21 protein-coding genes are annotated in these 18846 nt (G+C 71.6%); 11 read left to right on the forward strand and 10 right to left on the reverse strand.

Annotation, left to right across the window (positions count from 1 at the left end; genetic code table 11):
* The first annotated feature begins 58 nt into the window (after positions 1 to 58).
* The 4 genes from hpt (at position 59) to SLAV_RS20900 (ending at position 3951) form a co-directional block, all read left to right on the forward strand.
* Complete coding sequence (hpt, locus tag SLAV_RS20885; RefSeq protein WP_030228417.1) at positions 59 to 619, forward strand: hypoxanthine phosphoribosyltransferase; 561 nt, start codon at positions 59 to 61, stop codon at positions 617 to 619.
* A gap of 215 nt (positions 620 to 834) precedes the next feature.
* Positions 835 to 2865: an ATP-dependent zinc metalloprotease FtsH gene (ftsH, locus tag SLAV_RS20890; protein ID WP_030228414.1), complete on the forward strand. Its 2031-nt coding sequence runs from the start codon at positions 835 to 837 to the stop codon at positions 2863 to 2865.
* Between the two features lie 94 nt (positions 2866 to 2959).
* Complete coding sequence (folE, locus tag SLAV_RS20895) at positions 2960 to 3568, forward strand: GTP cyclohydrolase I FolE (protein ID WP_007264872.1); 609 nt, start codon at positions 2960 to 2962, stop codon at positions 3566 to 3568.
* A complete protein-coding gene (locus SLAV_RS20900; RefSeq protein ID WP_030228409.1) occupies positions 3565 to 3951 on the forward strand; it encodes a hypothetical protein in 387 nt (128 codons plus the stop codon). The genes folE and SLAV_RS20900 overlap by 4 nt, the downstream gene beginning before the upstream one ends.
* A gap of 8 nt (positions 3952 to 3959) precedes the next feature.
* Here the strand turns inward: SLAV_RS20900 and SLAV_RS20905 are convergent, their stop codons facing one another.
* The 6 genes from SLAV_RS20905 to SLAV_RS20930 all read right to left on the reverse strand — a co-directional run bounded on the left by SLAV_RS20905 (position 3960) and on the right by SLAV_RS20930 (position 9015).
* On the reverse strand, positions 3960 to 4445 hold the full coding sequence (locus SLAV_RS20905; protein WP_030228408.1) for a DUF3180 domain-containing protein: 486 nt from the start codon (positions 4443 to 4445) through the stop codon (positions 3960 to 3962).
* A gap of 58 nt (positions 4446 to 4503) precedes the next feature.
* Complete coding sequence (gene folK / locus SLAV_RS20910; protein WP_030228404.1) at positions 4504 to 5112, reverse strand: 2-amino-4-hydroxy-6-hydroxymethyldihydropteridine diphosphokinase; 609 nt, start codon at positions 5110 to 5112, stop codon at positions 4504 to 4506.
* On the reverse strand, positions 5109 to 5468 hold the full coding sequence (gene folB / locus SLAV_RS20915) for a dihydroneopterin aldolase (protein ID WP_030010912.1): 360 nt from the start codon (positions 5466 to 5468) through the stop codon (positions 5109 to 5111). The genes folK and folB overlap by 4 nt, the downstream gene beginning before the upstream one ends.
* A 131-nt stretch (positions 5469 to 5599) precedes the next feature.
* Positions 5600 to 6043 carry a nuclear transport factor 2 family protein gene (locus SLAV_RS20920; RefSeq protein ID WP_030228401.1) on the reverse strand — a complete coding sequence of 148 codons (444 nt, stop codon included), beginning with the start codon at positions 6041 to 6043 and terminating at the stop codon, positions 5600 to 5602.
* 28 nt (positions 6044 to 6071) lie between these two features.
* Positions 6072 to 6944, reverse strand: coding sequence for a dihydropteroate synthase (gene folP, locus SLAV_RS20925; protein WP_030228399.1), 873 nt, complete (start codon positions 6942 to 6944; stop codon positions 6072 to 6074).
* Positions 6945 to 7167: 223 nt separating this feature from the next.
* Positions 7168 to 9015 carry a phosphatidylglycerol lysyltransferase domain-containing protein gene (locus SLAV_RS20930; protein ID WP_030228396.1) on the reverse strand — a complete coding sequence of 616 codons (1848 nt, stop codon included), beginning with the start codon at positions 9013 to 9015 and terminating at the stop codon, positions 7168 to 7170.
* A gap of 152 nt (positions 9016 to 9167) precedes the next feature.
* Here SLAV_RS20930 and SLAV_RS20935 point away from each other — a divergent pair, with 152 nt between their 5' ends.
* Positions 9168 to 10277, forward strand: coding sequence for an alpha/beta hydrolase (locus SLAV_RS20935; RefSeq protein WP_030228393.1), 1110 nt, complete (start codon positions 9168 to 9170; stop codon positions 10275 to 10277).
* 75 nt (positions 10278 to 10352) lie between these two features.
* On the opposite strand, the gene SLAV_RS20940 is transcribed toward SLAV_RS20935, so the two are convergent.
* Positions 10353 to 11324, reverse strand: a complete 972-nt coding sequence (locus SLAV_RS20940; RefSeq protein ID WP_037686834.1) for an ABC transporter ATP-binding protein — start codon at positions 11322 to 11324, stop codon at positions 10353 to 10355.
* Between the two features lie 150 nt (positions 11325 to 11474).
* Here SLAV_RS20940 and SLAV_RS20945 point away from each other — a divergent pair, with 150 nt between their 5' ends.
* The 4 genes from SLAV_RS20945 (at position 11475) to SLAV_RS20960 (ending at position 15018) form a co-directional block, all read left to right on the forward strand.
* Complete coding sequence (locus SLAV_RS20945; RefSeq protein ID WP_030228389.1) at positions 11475 to 12164, forward strand: ABC transporter permease; 690 nt, start codon at positions 11475 to 11477, stop codon at positions 12162 to 12164.
* 4 nt (positions 12165 to 12168) lie between these two features.
* Positions 12169 to 12834: an ABC transporter permease gene (locus tag SLAV_RS20950; RefSeq protein WP_030228386.1), complete on the forward strand. Its 666-nt coding sequence runs from the start codon at positions 12169 to 12171 to the stop codon at positions 12832 to 12834.
* A 40-nt stretch (positions 12835 to 12874) separates the two neighbouring features.
* Positions 12875 to 13858, forward strand: a complete 984-nt coding sequence (locus tag SLAV_RS20955) for an ABC transporter substrate-binding protein (RefSeq protein WP_030228384.1) — start codon at positions 12875 to 12877, stop codon at positions 13856 to 13858.
* Between the two features lie 98 nt (positions 13859 to 13956).
* Entirely contained in the window at positions 13957 to 15018 is a 1062-nt protein-coding gene (locus SLAV_RS20960; protein ID WP_030228381.1) for a hypothetical protein, read from the forward strand.
* A gap of 47 nt (positions 15019 to 15065) precedes the next feature.
* Here the strand turns inward: SLAV_RS20960 and SLAV_RS20965 are convergent, their stop codons facing one another.
* The 3 genes from SLAV_RS20965 to SLAV_RS20975 form a co-directional block, all read right to left on the reverse strand.
* Positions 15066 to 15398: a hypothetical protein gene (locus SLAV_RS20965; protein WP_051840618.1), complete on the reverse strand. Its 333-nt coding sequence runs from the start codon at positions 15396 to 15398 to the stop codon at positions 15066 to 15068.
* Positions 15399 to 15478: 80 nt separating this feature from the next.
* Positions 15479 to 15694, reverse strand: a complete 216-nt coding sequence (locus SLAV_RS20970) for a hypothetical protein (RefSeq protein ID WP_030228376.1) — start codon at positions 15692 to 15694, stop codon at positions 15479 to 15481.
* 75 nt (positions 15695 to 15769) lie between these two features.
* Entirely contained in the window at positions 15770 to 16912 is a 1143-nt protein-coding gene (locus tag SLAV_RS20975; protein ID WP_030228374.1) for an NADH-quinone oxidoreductase subunit D, read from the reverse strand.
* Positions 16913 to 16943: 31 nt separating this feature from the next.
* On the opposite strand from SLAV_RS20975, the gene SLAV_RS20980 reads away from it, so the two are divergent.
* Together SLAV_RS20980 and SLAV_RS20985 are read left to right on the forward strand one after the other, a co-directional pair.
* Positions 16944 to 17435, forward strand: a complete 492-nt coding sequence (locus SLAV_RS20980) for a PH domain-containing protein (protein ID WP_030228372.1) — start codon at positions 16944 to 16946, stop codon at positions 17433 to 17435.
* The gene (locus tag SLAV_RS20985; RefSeq protein WP_078950231.1) at positions 17432 to 18799 is read left to right on the forward strand and encodes a PH domain-containing protein; all 1368 of its coding nucleotides are present in this window, start codon (positions 17432 to 17434) and stop codon (positions 18797 to 18799) included. The genes SLAV_RS20980 and SLAV_RS20985 overlap by 4 nt, the downstream gene beginning before the upstream one ends.
* The last annotated feature ends 47 nt before the right edge of the window (positions 18800 to 18846 follow it).

Here is an 18846-nt window from a genome sequence, read left to right on the forward strand (position 1 = left end):
AACACGGCTGAGTCCTCCGGGGGGCACCCCCCCGGAGCCCCGGCCGACAACGAAAGTGATGCGGGTGGACGAGAAGGACATGGGCAGCGACCTCCAGTCGGTGCTCATCACCAAGGAAGAGATCGACGCGAAGCTGGCCGAGCTGGCCGCGAAGATCGACGCGGAGTACGCGGGCAAGGACCTGCTCATCGTCGGTGTGCTCAAGGGCGCCGTCATGGTGATGGCGGACCTGGCGCGCGCCTTGTCCACCCCGCTCACCATGGACTGGATGGCGGTGTCCTCCTACGGCGCCGGGACCCAGTCCTCGGGCGTCGTCCGGATCCTCAAGGACCTGGACACCGACATCAAGGACAAGCACGTCCTGATCGTCGAGGACATCATCGACTCGGGCCTGACCCTGTCCTGGCTGCTGTCGAACCTGGGCTCCCGCCAGCCGGCCTCCCTGGAGGTCGTCACGCTGCTGCGCAAGCCCGAGGCCGCGAAGGTCGCGATCGACGTGAAGTGGGTCGGTTTCGACATCCCGAACGAGTTCGTCGTGGGCTACGGCCTCGACTACGCGGAGAAGTACCGCAACCTGCCGTTCGTCGGCACGCTCGCCCCGCACGTCTACGGCGGCTGAACCCCGCGGCCGGCGGTAACGTCGGCCGTCCCGCCGCCCGCGCCCCCGGGGGAACCTGGGGGCGATTCCCTACGTTGAGCGGGGGAGAGCGGGTCTGTCAGCCGTCCCACGAGGCCGCGGGTGACAATACAGGGGTACATTCCGAAGAACAGTCTTTACTCACAGCAGCATTTACCTACGGGCAGGAGGGACGGGGTGCCTGGCGCCCCGTATGGATGGACGTGAAGCGATACTTCCGTGGGCCGGTCATGTGGATCGTGCTGGCCGTCCTCGCCGTGGTCGTGTTGATGAACGTCGTCGGCTCCGGCGGCGGCTACAAGTCGGTGGAGACCAGCGAGGTCATCAAGGCGATCAACAGTGGCCAGGTGGACAGCGCCAAGCTGACCACCGGTGACAGCCAGATGATCAAGATCGAGCTGAAGAAGGGCCAGAAGCTCGGCAACAACGACGGCACCAAGTTCCAGGCCAACTACATCGGGGATCAGGGCGTCCAGCTCGCCCAGAACCTCCAGACCAAGTACGAAGCCGGTCAGATCCCTGACGGGTACTCCGTCACCCCGGACAAGACCAGCCCGTTCCTGAGCGTGCTGCTCTCGCTCCTGCCCTTCGTCCTCATCGTCGTCGTCTTCCTGTTCCTGATGAACCAGATGCAGGGCGGCGGCTCCCGGGTCATGAACTTCGGGAAGTCCAAGGCCAAGCTCATCACCAAGGACACCCCGAAGACGACGTTCGCCGACGTCGCGGGTTCGGACGAGGCCGTCGAGGAACTCCACGAGATCAAGGAGTTCCTCCAGGAGCCGGCGAAGTTCCAGGCGGTCGGGGCCAAGATCCCCAAGGGCGTGCTGCTCTACGGCCCGCCCGGCACCGGCAAGACCCTGCTCGCGCGTGCCGTCGCGGGCGAGGCCGGCGTCCCCTTCTACTCGATCTCCGGTTCCGACTTCGTCGAGATGTTCGTCGGTGTCGGTGCCTCGCGTGTCCGCGACCTGTTCGAACAGGCCAAGGCCAACGCTCCGGCGATCGTCTTCGTCGACGAGATCGACGCCGTCGGCCGGCACCGCGGTGCGGGCCTCGGCGGCGGTCACGACGAGCGCGAGCAGACCCTGAACCAGCTGCTCGTCGAGATGGACGGCTTCGACGTGAAGGGCGGCGTCATCCTGATCGCCGCCACGAACCGGCCCGACATCCTCGACCCGGCGCTGCTGCGTCCGGGCCGATTCGACCGGCAGATCGCGGTCGACCGGCCCGACATGCAGGGCCGTCTGGAGATCCTCAAGGTCCACCAGAAGGGCAAGCCGGTCGCTCCGGACGTCGACCTCTCGGCCGTCGCCCGCCGCACCCCCGGCTTCACCGGTGCCGATCTCTCCAACGTCCTGAACGAGGCGGCCCTGCTGACCGCCCGCTCGGACCGCAAGCTGATCGACAACCACATGCTGGACGAGGCGATCGACCGCGTCGTGGCGGGCCCGCAGAAGCGGACCCGGATCATGTCGGACAAGGAAAAGAAGATCACCGCGTACCACGAGGGCGGACACGCCCTGGTCGCGGCGGCCTCCCCGAACTCCGACCCGGTCCACAAGATCACGATCCTGTCCCGCGGCCGGGCCCTGGGTTACACCATGGTCCTGCCCGACGAGGACAAGTACTCGACCACGCGCAACGAGATGCTCGACCAGCTGGCGTACATGCTGGGCGGGCGCGCGGCCGAGGAGCTGGTCTTCCACGACCCGACCACGGGCGCCGCGAACGACATCGAGAAGGCCACGGCGACGGCCCGCGCGATGGTCACCCAGTACGGCATGACCGAGCGCCTGGGTGCGATCAAGTTCGGCGGCGACAACACCGAGCCGTTCCTGGGCCGCGAGATGTCGCACCCGCGGGACTACTCGGAAGAGGTCGCGGCGCTGGTCGACGAAGAGGTCAAGAAGCTCATCGAGACCGCGCACAACGAGGCCTGGGAGATCCTGGTCGAGAACCGGGACGTCCTGGACAACCTGGTCCTCGCGCTGCTGGAGAAGGAGACGCTGAACAAGGAGCAGATCGCCGAGATCTTCTCCACGATCGTGAAGCGTCCGGCCCGTCCCGCGTGGACCGGCTCCTCCCGCCGCACCCCCTCCACCCGTCCGCCGGTGCTCTCTCCCAAGGAGCTCCAGCTGACGAACTCCGCCAACGGCACCTCGGCGTCCGCGCCGGCCGTCTCGGTGGAGAAGGCCCCGGAGACCTCCCCGGAGGAGCGTCCGGAGGCCTGACCGGCCCGGAATGGATGCCGTGCCCCCCAGGTTCTAGCCTGGGGGGCGCGGCATTCTTTTATGACCGCGTGGTGTGGACAGGAACGAGGATGAGATGACCGACCCAGTGACCCTGACCGGTGGCGAGGGCACGATCGGCGAGTTCGACGAGAAGCGCGCCGAGGCGGCCGTCCGAGAGCTCCTGATCGCGGTCGGCGAGGACCCGGACCGCGAAGGCCTCCTGGAGACCCCGGCACGGGTGGCGCGGGCGTACAAGGAGATATTCGCGGGCCTGTACCAGAAGCCCGAGGAGGTCCTGACGACGACGTTCGACCTCGGCCACGACGAGATGGTCCTGGTGAAGGACATCGAGGTCATGAGCTCGTGTGAACACCATCTGGTCCCGTTCCACGGCGTGGCGCACGTCGGCTACATCCCGTCCACCGACGGCAAGATCACCGGCCTGTCGAAGCTGGCCCGCCTGGTGGACGTCTTCGCCCGCCGCCCCCAGGTCCAGGAACGGCTGACCACGCAGATCGCTGACTCCCTGATGGAGATCCTGGACCCGCGCGGCTGCATCGTGGTCATCGAGTGCGAGCACATGTGCATGACCATGCGCGGTGTGCGCAAGCCCGGCGCCAAGACCATCACCTCGGCGGTCCGCGGCCAGCTCCGCGACCCCGCGACGCGCAACGAGGCCATGAGCCTCATCATGGCCCGTTGAGCGACGCTCCGGCCGGGCCCGCCCGGCCCGGCTGGGAGCCGCTGAGCGAGGACGTGAGGCGCTGTCTGGAACTCCTGCTGCCGGAGGCCGACGCCTTCCTGGGCGGCTACCGGGCGCAGGTCTCGTACGCCCGGATGCACCGGGGGGAGTGCTCCTGCCCGTGTGTGTACCTGTCCGTGGACGCGGAGCGGGTGGGGCCCGCCGCGCGTCCGGCGGACGGCCGGCCCGTGGCGTCGGGCTCCCTGACCGACGCGCAGGAGTCCTACCTGGGCGAAGCGATGCTCTTCGTGCACGACGGCTTCCTCGCCGACCTGCAGTTCTGCGTGTGGGAGGACCCGAGCGCGCTGGAGCCGCCGCTCTGGGAGCGGCTGACGCCGTACTGAGCGGCCGTTCAGGCGGTGGCGGGGGCCTTGGTCGGGTCGTCGTCTTCGGGGAGTTTCAGGACGTGCTCCAGGAAGAGGGCGGCCGCGATCACGGCCGCGCCCGCGAGGACGCAGCCGCCCGCGTACCAGGCCTGGTCGCGGCGGGCGGGCACGTCGAGGGACTCGGTCAGCAGGAAGACGCCGACCCCGCCGTACATGCCGGCCACGAGGGCCGCGACCAGGGCGCTGGCCTGGCCGAAGACCACGGCGCGGGCCGCCATCAGCGGCTCCACGCCCTTGGCCCCCGGCCGGCGCTCGCGCTGGGCCTTCAGCCGGGCCCGCATCGACAGGGCCGTCGCGAACAGGACGACGGCGATCACCGCCAGCACGATCGGCGCGGCCAGCGGGACGCCGGGCAGGGTCCCGTAGGCGTTCCACAGCCGTGCGCCCGCCCAGGACAGCACCCCGGCGATCACGAAGATCCCCGCCAGGACCGCCGGCCTCAGTTGCTTCACTTGCCCGTTCCCCACTCTCGGCGACTGGCCCCCATGGCCCTGAACAGGCTACTAACGACTACTCCGGGAGGCGGAGTTCCAGGTCGGGGCGCGGCGTCAGGCCGGCCGGGCCGATTTCGGCCAGGAGGGCGGAGACGGGGCCGTGGCCGGGGAGCTGGGCCTCGGGGTCGATGTCGTGCCACGGGGCCAGCACGAAGGCGCGCAGGTGGGCGCGGGGGTGCGGCAGGGTGAGCACCGGGTCGTCGGAGACCACGTCGGCGTAGGCCACGATGTCCACGTCGATCGTGCGGGGCCCCCAGCGCTCCTCGCGGACGCGGTCGTAGGCCTCCTCGATGGCGTGGGCCCGCTCCAGGAGCGAGGAGGGCGGCAGGGTGGTCTTCACCGCGATGACGGCGTTGAGGTACGAGGGCTGCGAGCCGGGCTCGACGCCCCACGGCTCGGTCTCGTAGACGGGGGAGACCGCCTTGACCCGCAGGCCCGGGGTGTCGCCGAGGGCGTCGACGGCGCCCTGGAGGGTGTCCAGGCGGTTGCCGAGGTTCGAGCCGAGTGCGACGACGGCCCATTTGGGGTTGGACAGGGTCGTGTCCGCCGCGTCGACCGCCTCGACGACGGAGGCGGGTACCGGCTGGACGGTGGGGTCGCTCTGGGCGTTCAGGCCGTTGTTCATGCGCGGCTCCGGGTGATCGTGATGGTCACGTCGTCGAAGGGGACGGTGATGGGTGCGTCCGGCTTGTGGACGACGACCTCCACCTGTGCCACCGCTTCGTGCTTCAGGCACTGCTGGGCGATCCGCTCGGCGAGGGTCTCGATCAGGTCGACCGGCTCTCCCTGGACCACGTCGACGACCTCCTCGGCCACGACGCCGTAGTGCACGGTCTTGGCCAGGTCGTCCCCGGCGGCCGCGGGGCGGGTGTCGAGGTGCAGTACGAGGTCGACGATGAAGGTCTGGCCCTCTTCGCGCTCCCGGGGGAAGACGCCGTGGTGCCCGCGAGCCTTGAGGCCGCGCAGTGCGACACGATCCACGCGAATCACTCCTGCTTTCGTAGGTGCTTCCGGTCCCGGGACTCCCCGGGGCCATGGGCCTACGCCGAGTGCGGTCGGCGTCGTCCGCCTTCGAATTTACCTGCGACGAACCTCCTGCCCCGCCGTTGGGGTCAGTCGGTGCCCTCTTCCTCCTCTTCATCGGAGTCCGTGAGGACCGGAGAACCGTGGTGGGACCAGAGCCGCCAGCCCGCCGGTGTGCGTCGGAACACATTCGTGGCGACGACCAGCTGACCCACCAGCGGACCCAGTTCCCCGGCCTCCCCGGACGGGCCGCCGCTGAGGATGTTCTCGGTGCACGTGACCAGGGCGGTGTCCCCTATGAGGGCCACCTTGGTGTCGGTGAGGAAGAACTGGATGTACTCGGTGTGGGACATGATCAGCGCGTACGAGCGCAGCACCTCGCCCCGACCGGAGAGCACCGGCCATCCCGGGTGCACGCAGGAGATCTCGTCTTCGAGCCAGAGCGCCGACAGCGCGTCGAAGTCCCCCCGCTCCATGGCCTCGTAGAAGGCCGCGTTGACCTCTTCGACGGCTTCGATGTCGGTACGGCTCACCGTGCCCCTTCCCCGTTCCTCCGGTGGGTCACAGTGCCCCTTCCACGGCGCGGGCCACCCGAACCGCGTCGGCGGTCGCCCGTACCTCGTGCACCCGGACGGCCCAGGCGCCCTGGTGGGCGGCGATGGCCGAGACGGCGGCGGTGGCGGCGTCCCGCTCGCGGGCGGGCGGCGGGGCGGCGTCGGCCCCGCCGGCCAGGACGCGGCCGAGGAAACGCTTCCGCGAGGCGGCGACCAGCAGCGGGAAGCCGAGCTCGCGCAGCTCGCGGAGGTGGGCGACCAGCGCCAGGTCGTGCTCGGCGTTCTTCGCGAAGCCGAGGCCGGGGTCGACGACCAGCCGCTCGGGGGCGATGCCGCCCGCGACGACGGCGTCGATACGGGCCCGGAGCTCGGCGGTGACCTCGCCGAGGACGTCCTCGTAGACGGCGAGGCTGTTCATGCCGTCGCTGAACCCGCGCCAGTGCATGACGACGAACGGCACCTCGGCGGCGGCGACCGCCGGGATCATGCCGGGGTCGGCGAGGCCGCCGCTGACGTCGTTGACCAGGGTGGCGCCCGCCGCGACCGCCCGGTCGGCGACGGCCGCGCGCATGGTGTCCACGGAGACGGTGACGCCCTCGGAGGCCAGGCCGCGGACGACGGGGACGACGCGGCGCAGTTCCTCGTCGGCGTCGACGCGGGAGGCGCCGGGGCGGGTGGACTCGCCGCCGACGTCGACGAGGTCGGCGCCCTGGGCGACGAGGTCGAGGCCGCGCTTGACGGCGGCGGTGGTGTCGAACCAGCGGCCCCCGTCGGAGAAGGAGTCGGGGGTGACGTTGACGACGCCCATGACCCCGCAGCGGTCCCAGTCGGGCAGCCCTGTCACCAGGCCCCTGGAGGCGGGCCCGCGGTTGGTGTTCATGGTCCCAGGGTAGGGCCCCTGTCCTGGCCGGGCGGTGCGGTGGGGAGGGGCCCCCGCCGCGCGGGCCGCTCCCCGGGGGCTCCGCCCCCGGACCCCCGCTCCTCAAACGCCGGCGGGGCTGGAAGCGGGGGTTCCGCACCTCAGGCGCCGGCCGGGCATGGCAATGGGGCCGGCGCTGCGCTGTGGCAGGGCCGGCCCCATGGGTGGTGCCAGGCGGTGGCGGTCAGGCCGCCTGGACCTCGCGTTCCTTCTGGGCCGGGACCGTCGCGTGGTGGTGGGCGCAGGTGCGCACCGGCTTGGGCGGGCGGCGGCTGGCGAACAGGCGCGGCAGGGCCAGCGTCACGAAGCCCTCGGCCTGCATCACGGCGAAGCCGATGCGGGGCAGGTCACGGGTCTGGCGGTAGACCATGAAGCGCGGCTCCCAGCGGGGGCGGAACTTCGCGTTGAACTTGTACAGCGACTCGATCTGGAACCAGCGCGACAGGAAGACCAGCAGGCCGCGCCACATCCGCAGCACCGGGCCGGCGCCGATCTTCTCGCCGCGGGCCAGTGCCGATCGGAACATCGCGAAGTTCAGCGAGACCTGCTCGATGCCGAGCGCCGGGGACGCCTCCAGGGAGGCCACGATGAGCAGCTCGTTCATGCCGGGGTCGGCGGCGCGGTCGCGGCGCATCAGCTCCAGCGACATGCCGTCCTTGCCCCACGGGACGAAGTGCAGGACGGCCTTGAGGTCGCCGAACGGGCTGGTGTCGCCCTCCTCGACGCGGTGGGCGGTGGCGATGAAGCAGTCGCCGTCGCCCTCCTCGCCGACCCGGCCCAGGGCCATGGAGAAGCCGCGCTCGGTGTCGGTGCCGCGCCAGGCGGCGGCGGCGCCCCGTACCCGCTCCAGCTCCTCCTCGGTCAGCTCGCTGACCCGGCGGACCTGGGTGGTGTAGCCGTTGCGCTCGATGCGCTTCACCATCTGGCGGACGTTGCGCATGGGGCGTCCGGAGAGCGAGAAGTCTTTGACGTCGACGATCGCCTCGTCCCCGAGTTCCAGGGCGTCCAGCCCGGTCTCGCGGGTCCAGACCTCGCCGCCGGTCTCGCTGCAGCCCACGACGGCGGGGGTCCAGGAGTGGGCCTTGGCCTCCTCCATGAAGCGCTCGATGGCGCCGGGCCAGGCCTCGACGTCGCCGATCGGGTCGCCGGAGGCGAGCATCACGCCGGAGACGACGCGGTAGGTGACGGCCGCCTTGCCGCTGGGGGAGAAGACGACGGCCTTGTCGCGGCGGAGCGCGAAGTGGCCGAGGGAGTCGCGGCCGCCGTGCTTGGCCAGCAGCTCGCGCAGCTTGGTCTCGTCGTCGGCGGTGAGCCGGGCGGCCGGGTGCTCGGGGCGGAAGGCCAGGTAGATCGTGGTGACGGCGGTCAGCATGCCGAGGGCGCCGAGGGAGTAGCCGACGGTCCAGGAGACCCGGCCGGCGTAGGCGACGGGGCCCTCGAAGCCGAAGAGGCCGTAGACGACGTGGGTGATCTGCTCGTACAGGCTCGGGTGGCCGACGACCTTGCCCGGGTGGACGTTGACGATCACCAGGCCGAGCCCGATGGAGCCGGCGCTCATCAGCACGAAGTTCGCGAGCGCCTTCCAGCGGCTGCGCGGGTCCGGCAGGGCCTTGAACTCACCCTGGTGGCGTACCAGCAGTGCGAGGAGCACGGCCGAGATGACCACGCCGATGACGGAGTGGCGGTACGCGAACTGCGCCACGGCGCCGGCGGGGAGCAGGATGACGGCGGCCCGCCAGGCCCGGCGCTTGCGGCGCTTGAGGCCGTGCGCGAGCAGCAGGATGAGGACGCCGGCGCTGATGGCCAGCGCGGCGGCGAAGGGGCCCACGGAACCGGGCAGTACTTCGGTGACCGCGTGGATCCGGCTGTGACGGAACCGCGGGAAGACACCCGCGGCGATGTCCAGCAGACCGACGATCATGACGGATGTGCCTACGAGGCCGGGGACGGCCTCCGGTCGTGGGCCTCGGAGGATTCGGCTGACCCGCTTCGGAACCTGTCCGGACTTATCGCCATCTATCCTGCTAGACATCGCTTCCCGTTGCTCCGCGAGAGATCATGTGGCCGAAGGCCGCGACAGCCTCCGGTGTGTGGTGCGTCCACTAGGACGACATCGAGGAGGAGCGGGTTCACTCTTCCGTCGGAAAAATCTAGTCCTGCCATCAGAAAGTCGACTGACTGCTCATGGGTCTCACCAGTAATACGGTTCTGGTCCTGGCCATCATCGCCGGTGTGCTGCTGTTCGGGGTGACGGTCTGGTTCTGGCCGAAGCTCTCGGGCCGTTCCTGGCGCGCGGTGTCCGGCCGGATCGGCCTCCTGCTCGCGACCCAGCTCGCACTGTTCTCGGCAGTCGGTCTCGCAGCCAACAAGTCCTTCCTCTTCTACGGTTCCTGGGCCGACCTGTTCGGCCAGGAGACGTCCATCGGCAAGGTCGTCGACCACTCGATGAGCAGCAAGGACATCAAGGTCATCGACAAGCAGAAGCTCGACGTGCCGGGCGGGGGCAAGCCGCAGGTCGGCGGTCAGATCCTGAAGGTTGCCATAACCGGGCAGAAGTCGAAGATAACGAGCCCCGGCTACGTCTGGCTGCCGCCGGAGTACTTCCAGCCGCAGCACAAGGAGCAGAACTTTCCCGCGTCGATCGTCCTGACGGGCTACCCGGGTACCGCAGAAAACCTGATCAAAGGGCTGAACTACCCCATGACGGCCTTCAAGCAGGCCAAGCAGGGCAAGATGAAGCCGATGATCCTGGTGATGCTCCGGCCGACCATCGCGCCGCCGCGCGACACCGAGTGCGTGGACATCCCCGGCGGTCCGCAGACCGAGACCTTCTTCGCGCAGGACCTGCCGCAGGCCATCCAGGGGACCTTCCGGGTCGGCAAGAAGCCGCAGAACATGGGCTTCATCGGGAACTCCACGGGCGGCTACTGCGCCCTGAAGATCGCCGCGCACCACCCGCAGACCTTCGGTGCCGCCGTGGGCCTGTCCGCGTACTACAAGGCCGCGGACGACGCGACGACCGGTGACCTGTTCCACGGGGACGACAAGCTGAAGAAGCGCGCGGACGTGCTGCACAGCCTGGACAACAAGAAGCCGACCGGTACGTCCTTCCTCGTCACCACCAGCGAGAAGGGCGAGGACAACCTGAACGACACCAAGAAGTTCATCAAGCTGGTCAAGGGCCCGGACCGGGTCTCCTCGATCATCCTCGACAGCGGTGGCCACAACTTCAACACCTGGCGCCGGGAGATCCCGCCGATGCTGGTGTGGATGAGCGGTCGCATGCAGGCCTGATCCCGCGGGGACAGGTGCAGGGCCCGGCTCCGGTCGGGCCCTTTTCGTTCTCCGCTTCCCGCCGCCCGGCGCCCTCTACGCTTCCCGCGCCCCTTGCAGGTCGGCCCGGCGCAGTGCCCGGTGGACGCCCTCCGGGGTCAGTACGCCGGCCAGCGCGCCCGTTTCCGGATCGGTGACCCCGATCCGCCCCGAGTCCTCCTGGAGGAGGGCCGCCAGCGCCTCGCGCAGCGAGGCCCCCAGGGACACCGTCCCGGCCGGGGCCGGGCCCTGCGCCGGGGCCAGGTCGGCCGCTTCGACGGGGGTGACGGCGAGCCGCCTGAGGCCGCGGTCCGCGCCGACGAAGGAGGCCACGTACGCGTTGGCCGGCGCGGCGAGCACCTCGGCGGGCCGGGCGAACTGCTCGATGGTGCCGTGGCCGTAGACGGCGATCCGGTCGCCGAGCCGGACGGCCTCCTCCAGGTCGTGGGTGACGAGCAGGATCGTCTTGCGGACCGTCTTCTGCAGGGCCAGGAACTCGTTCTGGAGCCGCTCGCGGACCACCGGGTCCACCGCCCCGAAGGGCTCGTCCATCAGCAGCACCGGCGGGTCCGCGGCCAGTGCGCGGGCCACGCCGACGCGCTGGCGCTGGCCGCCCGACAACTGCTCCGGGTACCGGCTGCCGTAGACGGCCGGATCCAGCCCCACCAGTTCGAGCAGCTCGGCCGCCCGCGCGCGGGCCCGCGCCTTGGGGGTGCCGGTCAGCCGGGGGACGGTCGCCGTGTTCTCCAGCACCGTCTTGTGGGGGAACAGCCCGACCTGCTGGATGACGTAGCCGATCCGGCGGCGCAGCGCGACGGGGTCCGCGGCGGCGATGTCCTCGCCGTCCAGCAGGATCCGGCCCGAGGTGGGCTCGACCAGCCGGTTGACCATCTTCATGGTGGTCGTCTTGCCGCAGCCGGACGGTCCCACCAGCGTGACCAGTTCGCCCTCCGCGACCTCGAAGGACAGGTCCTCGACGGCCGTCGTCCCGTCGGGGTAGCGCTTGGTCACATGCTCGAATCGGATCACCCGGCCATCCTCCCGCACCCGGAGCCGGGATTTGTGAAGGGCGTGTTGCCCGCGTGCGAAGGAATCAGGCCATCGTCCGCGCCGGGGGTTATGGTCGCTCGTGGTCGTATATCCGAATCGATGTTCGTGCGGTGAAGGGAGGTGGGGGACGTGACCGGGCAGAGCTGCCTGGTGGCCAACGACTGGATCTGCTGGGACTACGTCAGCTCCCGCGCCCAGGAACTCACCGACGCCACCGTCGAACACGTCTGGATCACGGCCGTCTCGGTGCTCATCGGCATCGCCGTGTCCGTTCCGCTCGCGCTGCTGGCCCGCCGCGGCCGCCGCTGGGCGGCTCCCGTGCTCGGGCTGACCACCCTTCTGTACACGGTCCCCTCGCTGGCCATGTTCTCGCTGCTGCTGCCGTTCTTCGGGCTCTCGGCGGCCCTGGTGGTGACCGGCCTGGTGCTGTACTCGCTGACCATCCTGGTGCGCAACGTACTGGCCGGCCTGGAGGCCGTCCCCGAGGACGTGCGGGAGGCCGCGCGCGGGATGGGCTACGGCCCCGCCCGGCTGCTGTGGCAGGTCGAACTGCCGCTGGCGCTGCCCGCGCTGCTCGCCGGGGTGCGGATCGCCACCGTCTCGACCGTGGCCCTGACCACCGTCGGCTCCATCGTCGGCAAGGGCGGGCTGGGCAACCTGATCGCCCCGGCCGTCAACAGCTCCTTCAAGGCCCAGGTGCTCACCGCCTCCGTGCTGTGCGTCCTGCTCGCGCTGGTCGCCGACCTGCTGCTGCTCGGGGTCCAGCGCCTGCTGACGCCGTGGACCAGGGCCGCCACCCGTACCGCGAAGGGGGCCTGAGGCCGTGGGCGCGCTGGGCGGGGCCTGGGACTGGCTGGCGGACGGCGCCAACTGGTCGGGCGAGAGCGGTGTCTGGCACCGGCTCGCGGAGCACGTGTACGTCAGCGGGATCGCCCTGGCCATCGCCTGCGCGGTGGCCCTGCCCCTCGGGCTGTGGCTCGGCCACCTCGGCAGGGGCGGCGCCCTCGCCGTCAACGTCTCCAACATCGGGCGGGCCGTCCCCGTCTTCGCGGTGCTGGCCCTGTTCATGGTCTCGCCGCTGCGCAACGCCGGCTACCTGCCGACCGTCGCCGCCCTGGTGCTGTTCGCCGTGCCCCCGCTGCTGACCAACGCCTACGTGGGCATGCGCGGGGTGGACCGCTCGGTGGTCGAGGCCGCCCGGGGCATGGGCATGTCGGGCGGCCAGCTGTTCCTGCGGGTGGAACTCCCGCTCGCGCGCGGCCTGGTGATGACCGGGCTGCGCTCCGGCGCCGTGCAGGTCGTCGCCACCGCCACGATCGCGGCGATGGTCGGCCAGGGCGGCCTCGGCCGGATCATCACCGCCGGCTTCAACACGTACAACACCGCGCAGGTCGTGGCGGGGGCGCTGCTGGTCGCCCTGCTGGCGCTGCTGGTGGAGGGCGTCCTGGTGGCAGTGGACCGACTGCTGCTGCGCACGCCGTCCCGCTGATCCCGTGACCCCCGTCCCCACCCCGAAACGGAGTACCTCCATGAGCAAGTCCACGCGTGTCCTCGGCGCGTCCCTGGGCGTCCTGGCCCTGACCGTGTCGCTGGCCGCCTGTGGCGGCGACAGCCTGGAGAAGACCAAGGACGGCGGCTCCTCCGCGTCCGCCCCCGCCGGGGGCGGCAAGGGCAAGCTGGTGATCGGCGCGGCCGGCTTCACCGAGTCCAACGTCCTGGCCGAGCTGTACGCGCAGCTGCTCCGGCAGGAGGGGTACGGCACCTCCATCACCACGGTCGCCAACCGCGAGCTGTACGAACCCTCCCTGGAGAAGGGCGAGATCGACGTGGTCCCGGAGTACGCGGCCACCCTCGCCGAGTTCCTCAACGCCAAGGTCAACGGCAAGGACGCGCCCAAGGACAAGCCCGTGGCCTCCAGCGACGTGAACGCCACGGTGGCGGCGCTGGACAAGCTCGCGTCCCCGCTCGGTCTGAAGGCCCTGCCGGCGGGCGAGGCCGTCGACCAGAACGCCTTCGCCGTGAACAGGGAATTCGCCCAGAAGAACAATCTGAAGACGCTTTCCGACCTCGGAAAGTCCGGGCTGAAGGTGAAGATCGCGGCCGGTGACGAATGCTCCGTACGTCCCTTCTGCGCACCCGGGTTGGAGAAGACGTACGGAATCCAGGTTTCCGGGATCGACCCCAAGGGCGTGGGTACCCCGCAGGCCAAGCAGGCCGTCAAGGACGGGGCGGACCAGCTGGTGCTGACCACCACCACCGACGCCACGCTCGACGGCTACGGCCTGGTCCTGCTGGAGGACGACAAGAAGCTCCAGAACGCCGACAACGTCCTCCCGGTCGTCAACGCCAAGGACGCGGGCTCCCCCGACGTCGCCAACGCCCTGGGCGACCTCACCAAGGTCCTCACGACCGCCGACCTCGTCGAGCTGAACCGCAAGGTGGACGCGGAGCGTGCGAAGCCGGCGGACGTCGCGAAGGCCTATCTGGAGTCCAAGGGCCTTCTGACGAAGTAGGAGTTACGGGATTGAGGGGAAATCGTGGGGTAACCGCCCGGTAAGAGTTTGCCGGGCGGGTATCCCGCGCGAGGGCCACGCCCTGTAAATTTCAGGCCATGCCCCGTGGACGCCACCGCAATCCCGAACCCCTCCACCGTCTTCTCGCGCCGAGCGCCGTCGCCGGGGTCGGCGTGGCCAGTGCCGGTGCGGCCTGGCTGCTCGCGGAACCGCTGCCGCTGCGGCTGCTCGTGGCGCTCGCGGCGGCCGCGGGCGTCGGTGGCGCCGCGCTCATGCGGTCCTGGGACCGGGCGGCCGGCCGCCGGGTCGCGGAGCTGGCCCGCGAACGGGTCAAGGACGAGTGGAAGACGGACGAGCGGATAGCCGAGCTCGAATCCGATCTGGAGGAGGCGCGCGTCCTGCGCGCCCGGCTCGACACCAAGCTGCGGGCCAAGCGCGTCGAACTGGCGGGCCTGCGGGGCGAACACGCCGCGCTGCTGCGCCGCTACGCCACCGCCGAGACCGAGCGCGCCAGTGCCCTGGAGAAGCGCCGGCTGCTCGCGATCGAGGCCGCCGCGGCCCCGGCGGCCGGGGCGAAGGAACTGCCGGCCGTCTCGGAGGAGCGCACCGGCAGCGGCGCCCCCACCCCCGTCGGCTACGCACGGGCCAACGCGGCGCTGGTCGCCCTGCTGCGCAAGGCGGAGGCGAACGCCGCGGGCTCCGCGGCCAAGGCCCTGACCCCGGCCCCGCCCACGGGCCCCGGTACGCGCCCCTCCGCGGGTACGGCGGCGGCCCCCGACGCCGGGGCGCACACCCGCCCGGCGGGCGGCGTCCCCGCGCCGGCGGTCCCCGCGCGCCGCCCGGCGGCGACGGTGGCCCCGTACGCGGCCCAGCGCCGCTCCGCCTCGCGCGTCGAGGGCGGCTTCGACTTCTTCGGCACCAAGACCACCGCCCAGGCCCGTGCCGCGATCGAGTCCGTGCAGAACGAGGACCTGGCCGACGTGGTCGGCGCCGAGGCCCTCGCCGTGCACAAGGCCGAGTCCGAAGGCTCCCCGGCGGGGCCGGAGTTCAAGCCGGCCACGCCCGAACAGCGCGCGCTGGGCCAGGTCATCGACCTGACCGAGCACGACGAGACCGAGCCGATCGACGTCGTCGGCCTGCGGCGGACGGCGATCTCCTAGGCCCCGCCGCTCCGTCCACAGCCTGTGGACGGAAGGGCCCGGGCCGGTCAGGGATACGCCGGTACGAGCCCCACCGCCACCGCCTCCAACAGCAGCTGGGCGCCCAGCGCGGCCCGCCGCATCCGCTGCGGCGCGGCCAGCGCCCCGGCCAGCGCGACCGCCGCGGCCGCCGTCAGCACCAGGAACGCGGTGCCCGGGAACGGCGGGCAGCCCCCCTCGGCCAGGCAGCGGCCGCCGGTCTCCGTGGCCAGGACCAGCACCTTCGCCAGGACCAGGGCGGGTACGAACAGCAGCGCGGCCAGTACCGCGTTGCCGCGGATCCGGGCGGCGGGAGTGGGCTGCGGCAGGTCGAAGGAGCGGTACCAGGGCTTGCGGAACATCCCGCCATCGTGCCGCCGGAGCGGCCGCGCGGGTATCCGTACGGATACTCAGCCGGCTGCCCGCCGCATCCGCGCCCGGCTCAGAACAGCGGCAGCTGGCCCGGCTGCGGCCCGAGGGTGAAGCCGTCCAGGGTCGGGGCCGAGGCGCCGAGCACCACCCTGGCCCGGGATCCGGGGCAGGACACCAGGTCGCCGCGCCCACGGCCGGCCGGCGGGTCGTGGCGGGCGATCCGGCCCGCCGTCACGGCGCAGTCGCGGCCGCAGGCGGGGCAGGCCCGCCGGGGGGAGTGGGACATGCCCCCAGTCTGCCCTGCCGCACCGACAGCCGTCAGGCCGGCCGAGGGCCGCGGGCGGCTCCTGCTCGTGCGGTCCTACTTGTCGATGTCGCCGACGACGAAGAAGAGCGAGCCCAGGATCGAGACCATGTCCGCGACCAGCTGCCCCGGCAGCAGTACGGCGAGGGCCTGGATGTTGTTGAAGGAGGCGCTGCGCAGCTTCAGCCGGTACGGGGTCTTCTCGCCCTTCGAGACGAGGTAGTAGCCGTTGATGCCGAGCGGGTTCTCGGTCCAGGCGTACGTGCTGCCCTCGGGCGCCTTCAGCACCTTCGGCAGCCGCTGGTTGACCGGGCCGGGCGGCAGCTCCGCCATCCGGTCCAGACAGGCCACGGCCAGGTCGAGGGCGTTGTGCGTCTGGTCGAGGAGCACCTCGAAGCGGGCCAGGCAGTCGCCCTCGGTGCGGGTGACGACCCGGAGGACGTCCTGGAGCTCCCCGTACGCCAGGTACGGCTCGTCGCGGCGCAGGTCGAAGTCGACGCCGGAGGCGCGGGCGATGGGGCCGGAGACCCCGTACGCGTGCACCGCCTCGGCGGACAGGACGCCGACGCCGCGCGTGCGGCCGCGGAAGATCTCGTTGCCGTGCACGAGCTTGTCGTAGACGTCCATCCGGGTCCGGACGTCGGCGATGGCCGTGCGGGCCCGGCCGAGCCAGCCGGCGGGCAGGTCCTCCTTGAGACCGCCGACGCGGTTGAACATGTAGTGCATGCGGCCGCCGGAGATCTCCTCCATCACGGCCTGGAGCTCCTCGCGCTCGCGGAACGCGTGGAAGATCGGGGTGATCCCGCCCAGCTCCAGGGGGTACGAGCCGAGGAACATCAGGTGGTTCAGGACCCGGTTCAGCTCGGCGAGGAGCGTACGCATCCACACCGCGCGCTCGGGGACCTCCATGCCGAGCATCCGCTCGACGGCCATGACCACGCCCAGCTCGTTGGAGAAGGCCGACAGCCAGTCGTGGCGGTTGGCCAGCATCACGATCTGGCGGTAGTCCCGGGCTTCGAAGAGCTTCTCCGCCCCGCGGTGCATGTAGCCGACCACCGGTTCGGCGCTCACGATGCGCTCGCCGTCCAGCACGAGCCGCAGGCGCAGCACGCCGTGGGTGGAAGGGTGCTGCGGTCCGATGTTGAGCACCATGTCGGTGCTCTCCGCGGCACCGCCGATGCCGACCGTGGTCTCCGTCATGGGCGCATTGTCTCAGCCCTAGGGTGGGGGGATGGGAACGGGGACGAGGCGTGAGACGGGCGAGCCGGAGTGGGTGGGGCTGCCGGGCGGCCTCCTCACGCTGCGGCGGCTGCTGCTGGTGATCTGGACGGTGCTGCTCACGGTGGCGACCGCCGTGCCGCTGGGGCTGCTGGCCGGGCCGGGGTGGGCGCTGTTCGGGGTGTTCTGGCTCGTCCTGCTCGCCTGGGGCTGGGTGCTGCTCGGGCGGAACTGGCGGTCCTGGCGGTACGCCGAGCGGGCGGACGACCTGCTGATCAGCCGGGGCGTGCTGTGGCGGGAGCAGACGGTGGTCCCCTACGGGCGCATGCAGCTGGTGGAGGTCACCTCCGGGCCGCTGGAGCGCCGCTTCGGGCTGGCCTCCGTACAGCTCCACACGGCCGCCGCGGCGTCGGACGCCAGGATCCCGGGCCTGGTGCCCGCGGAGGCGGAGCGGCTGCGGGACCGGCTGACGGCGCTGGGCGAGGCCCGATCGGCGGGGCTGTGACGACCCCGGGGGCGACCCCGGAGCCGGAGGCGGAGGCGGGGGCTCCGGTGGGGCGGGAGCCCGCCGGGGCGCCGGGTGCGGAGCGCCGGCTGCACGTGCTGACCCCGCTGCGGCGGGCGTGGGTGCCGATCACCGCGACCGTCGGGCTGGTCGTCCAGCAGGGCGAGCGGGCCCAGGAGTGGGTCCGCTCCTTCCCCCTGGGACTGCGGCTGCTCGCGCTGGCCGGGCTGGTCCTCGTCTTCGGCTCGTACGGCCTGCTCAGCTGGTGGTTCACCCACTACTCCGTCACCGACACCGAGCTGCGCATCCGCACCGGCCTGCTCTTCCGCCGCACCGCCCACATCCGCCTCGACCGCATCCAGGCGGTGGACGTCACCCGCCCGATGCTGGCCCGGGTGGCCGGCGTCGCCAAGCTGCGGATCGACGTGATCGGCACCGAGGAGAAGGACGAGCTGGCCTTCCTGAGCGAGCCCGACGCCGTCGCGCTGCGCGCCGAGCTGCTGGCCCGCGCGGCCGGGTTCGCCCCGGCCGAGGCGGCCGGGCTGGGGGAGGCCCCGCAGCGGGAGCTGCTGCGGGTGCCGGTGCGGGACCTGGTGGTCTCCATGCTGCTCAGCCTCGGCGTGTGGGCGGCGCTGGCCGCCGGGCTGGTCGCCCCGGTGGTGGTGTGGCGGCTCAGCGACAACCTCTGGGCGTCGCTGGCCATCGTGCTGCCGCTGCTGGGCGCGATGTGGAAGGGCAGCATGGGCCGTTTCCTCGCGGAGTACGACTGGACGGTCGCGGAGTCCCCCGACGGGCTGCGGCTCGACCACGGGCTGCTGGACCGGGAGCACGAGACGGTGCCGCCGGGGCGGGTGCAGACCGTACGGATCGTGGAGCCGCTGCTGTGGCGGCGGCGCGGCTGGGTCCGGGTGGAGCTGGCCGTGGCCGGCTCGAAGAACGGGGTGCTGGTGCCGGTGGCGACCCGGGCCGCCGCCCACGCCGTGATCGCCCGGGTGCTGCCGGGCGCGGACCTCGCGGCCCTGGCCTTCAGCCCGTCCCCGCGTGCGGGCTCGCGGTGGGTGGTGCCGGTGTGGTGGAAGGGGTACGGCCTATCCGTTTCGGAGCAGCTGTTCGCTGCCCGGCACGGGCGGCTGTGCCGGCGTACGGAGGTCGTTCCGCACGCGAAGGTGCAGAGCGTACGCCTTGCCCAGGGCCCGTGGGAGCGTGTCTGGGGGGTGGCCGACCTGCATCTGGACACCGGCGCGAACAGTACGGTCACGGCCCGGCTCAGGGGCGCCGCGGAGGCCGCCGCGCTGCTGGACGCGCAGGCGGTCCGCTCCCGCACTTCCCGGGCGGCGTCCCGGCCGGACCGCTGGATGACCTGATGTAACGGCTCCGGTACCGCCCGTACGGCCCTTGCGGTGGGCGGGTG

It is taken from the genome of Streptomyces lavendulae subsp. lavendulae (assembly GCF_002803845.1).
GTDB lineage: Bacteria > Actinomycetota > Actinomycetes > Streptomycetales > Streptomycetaceae > Streptomyces > Streptomyces lavendulae.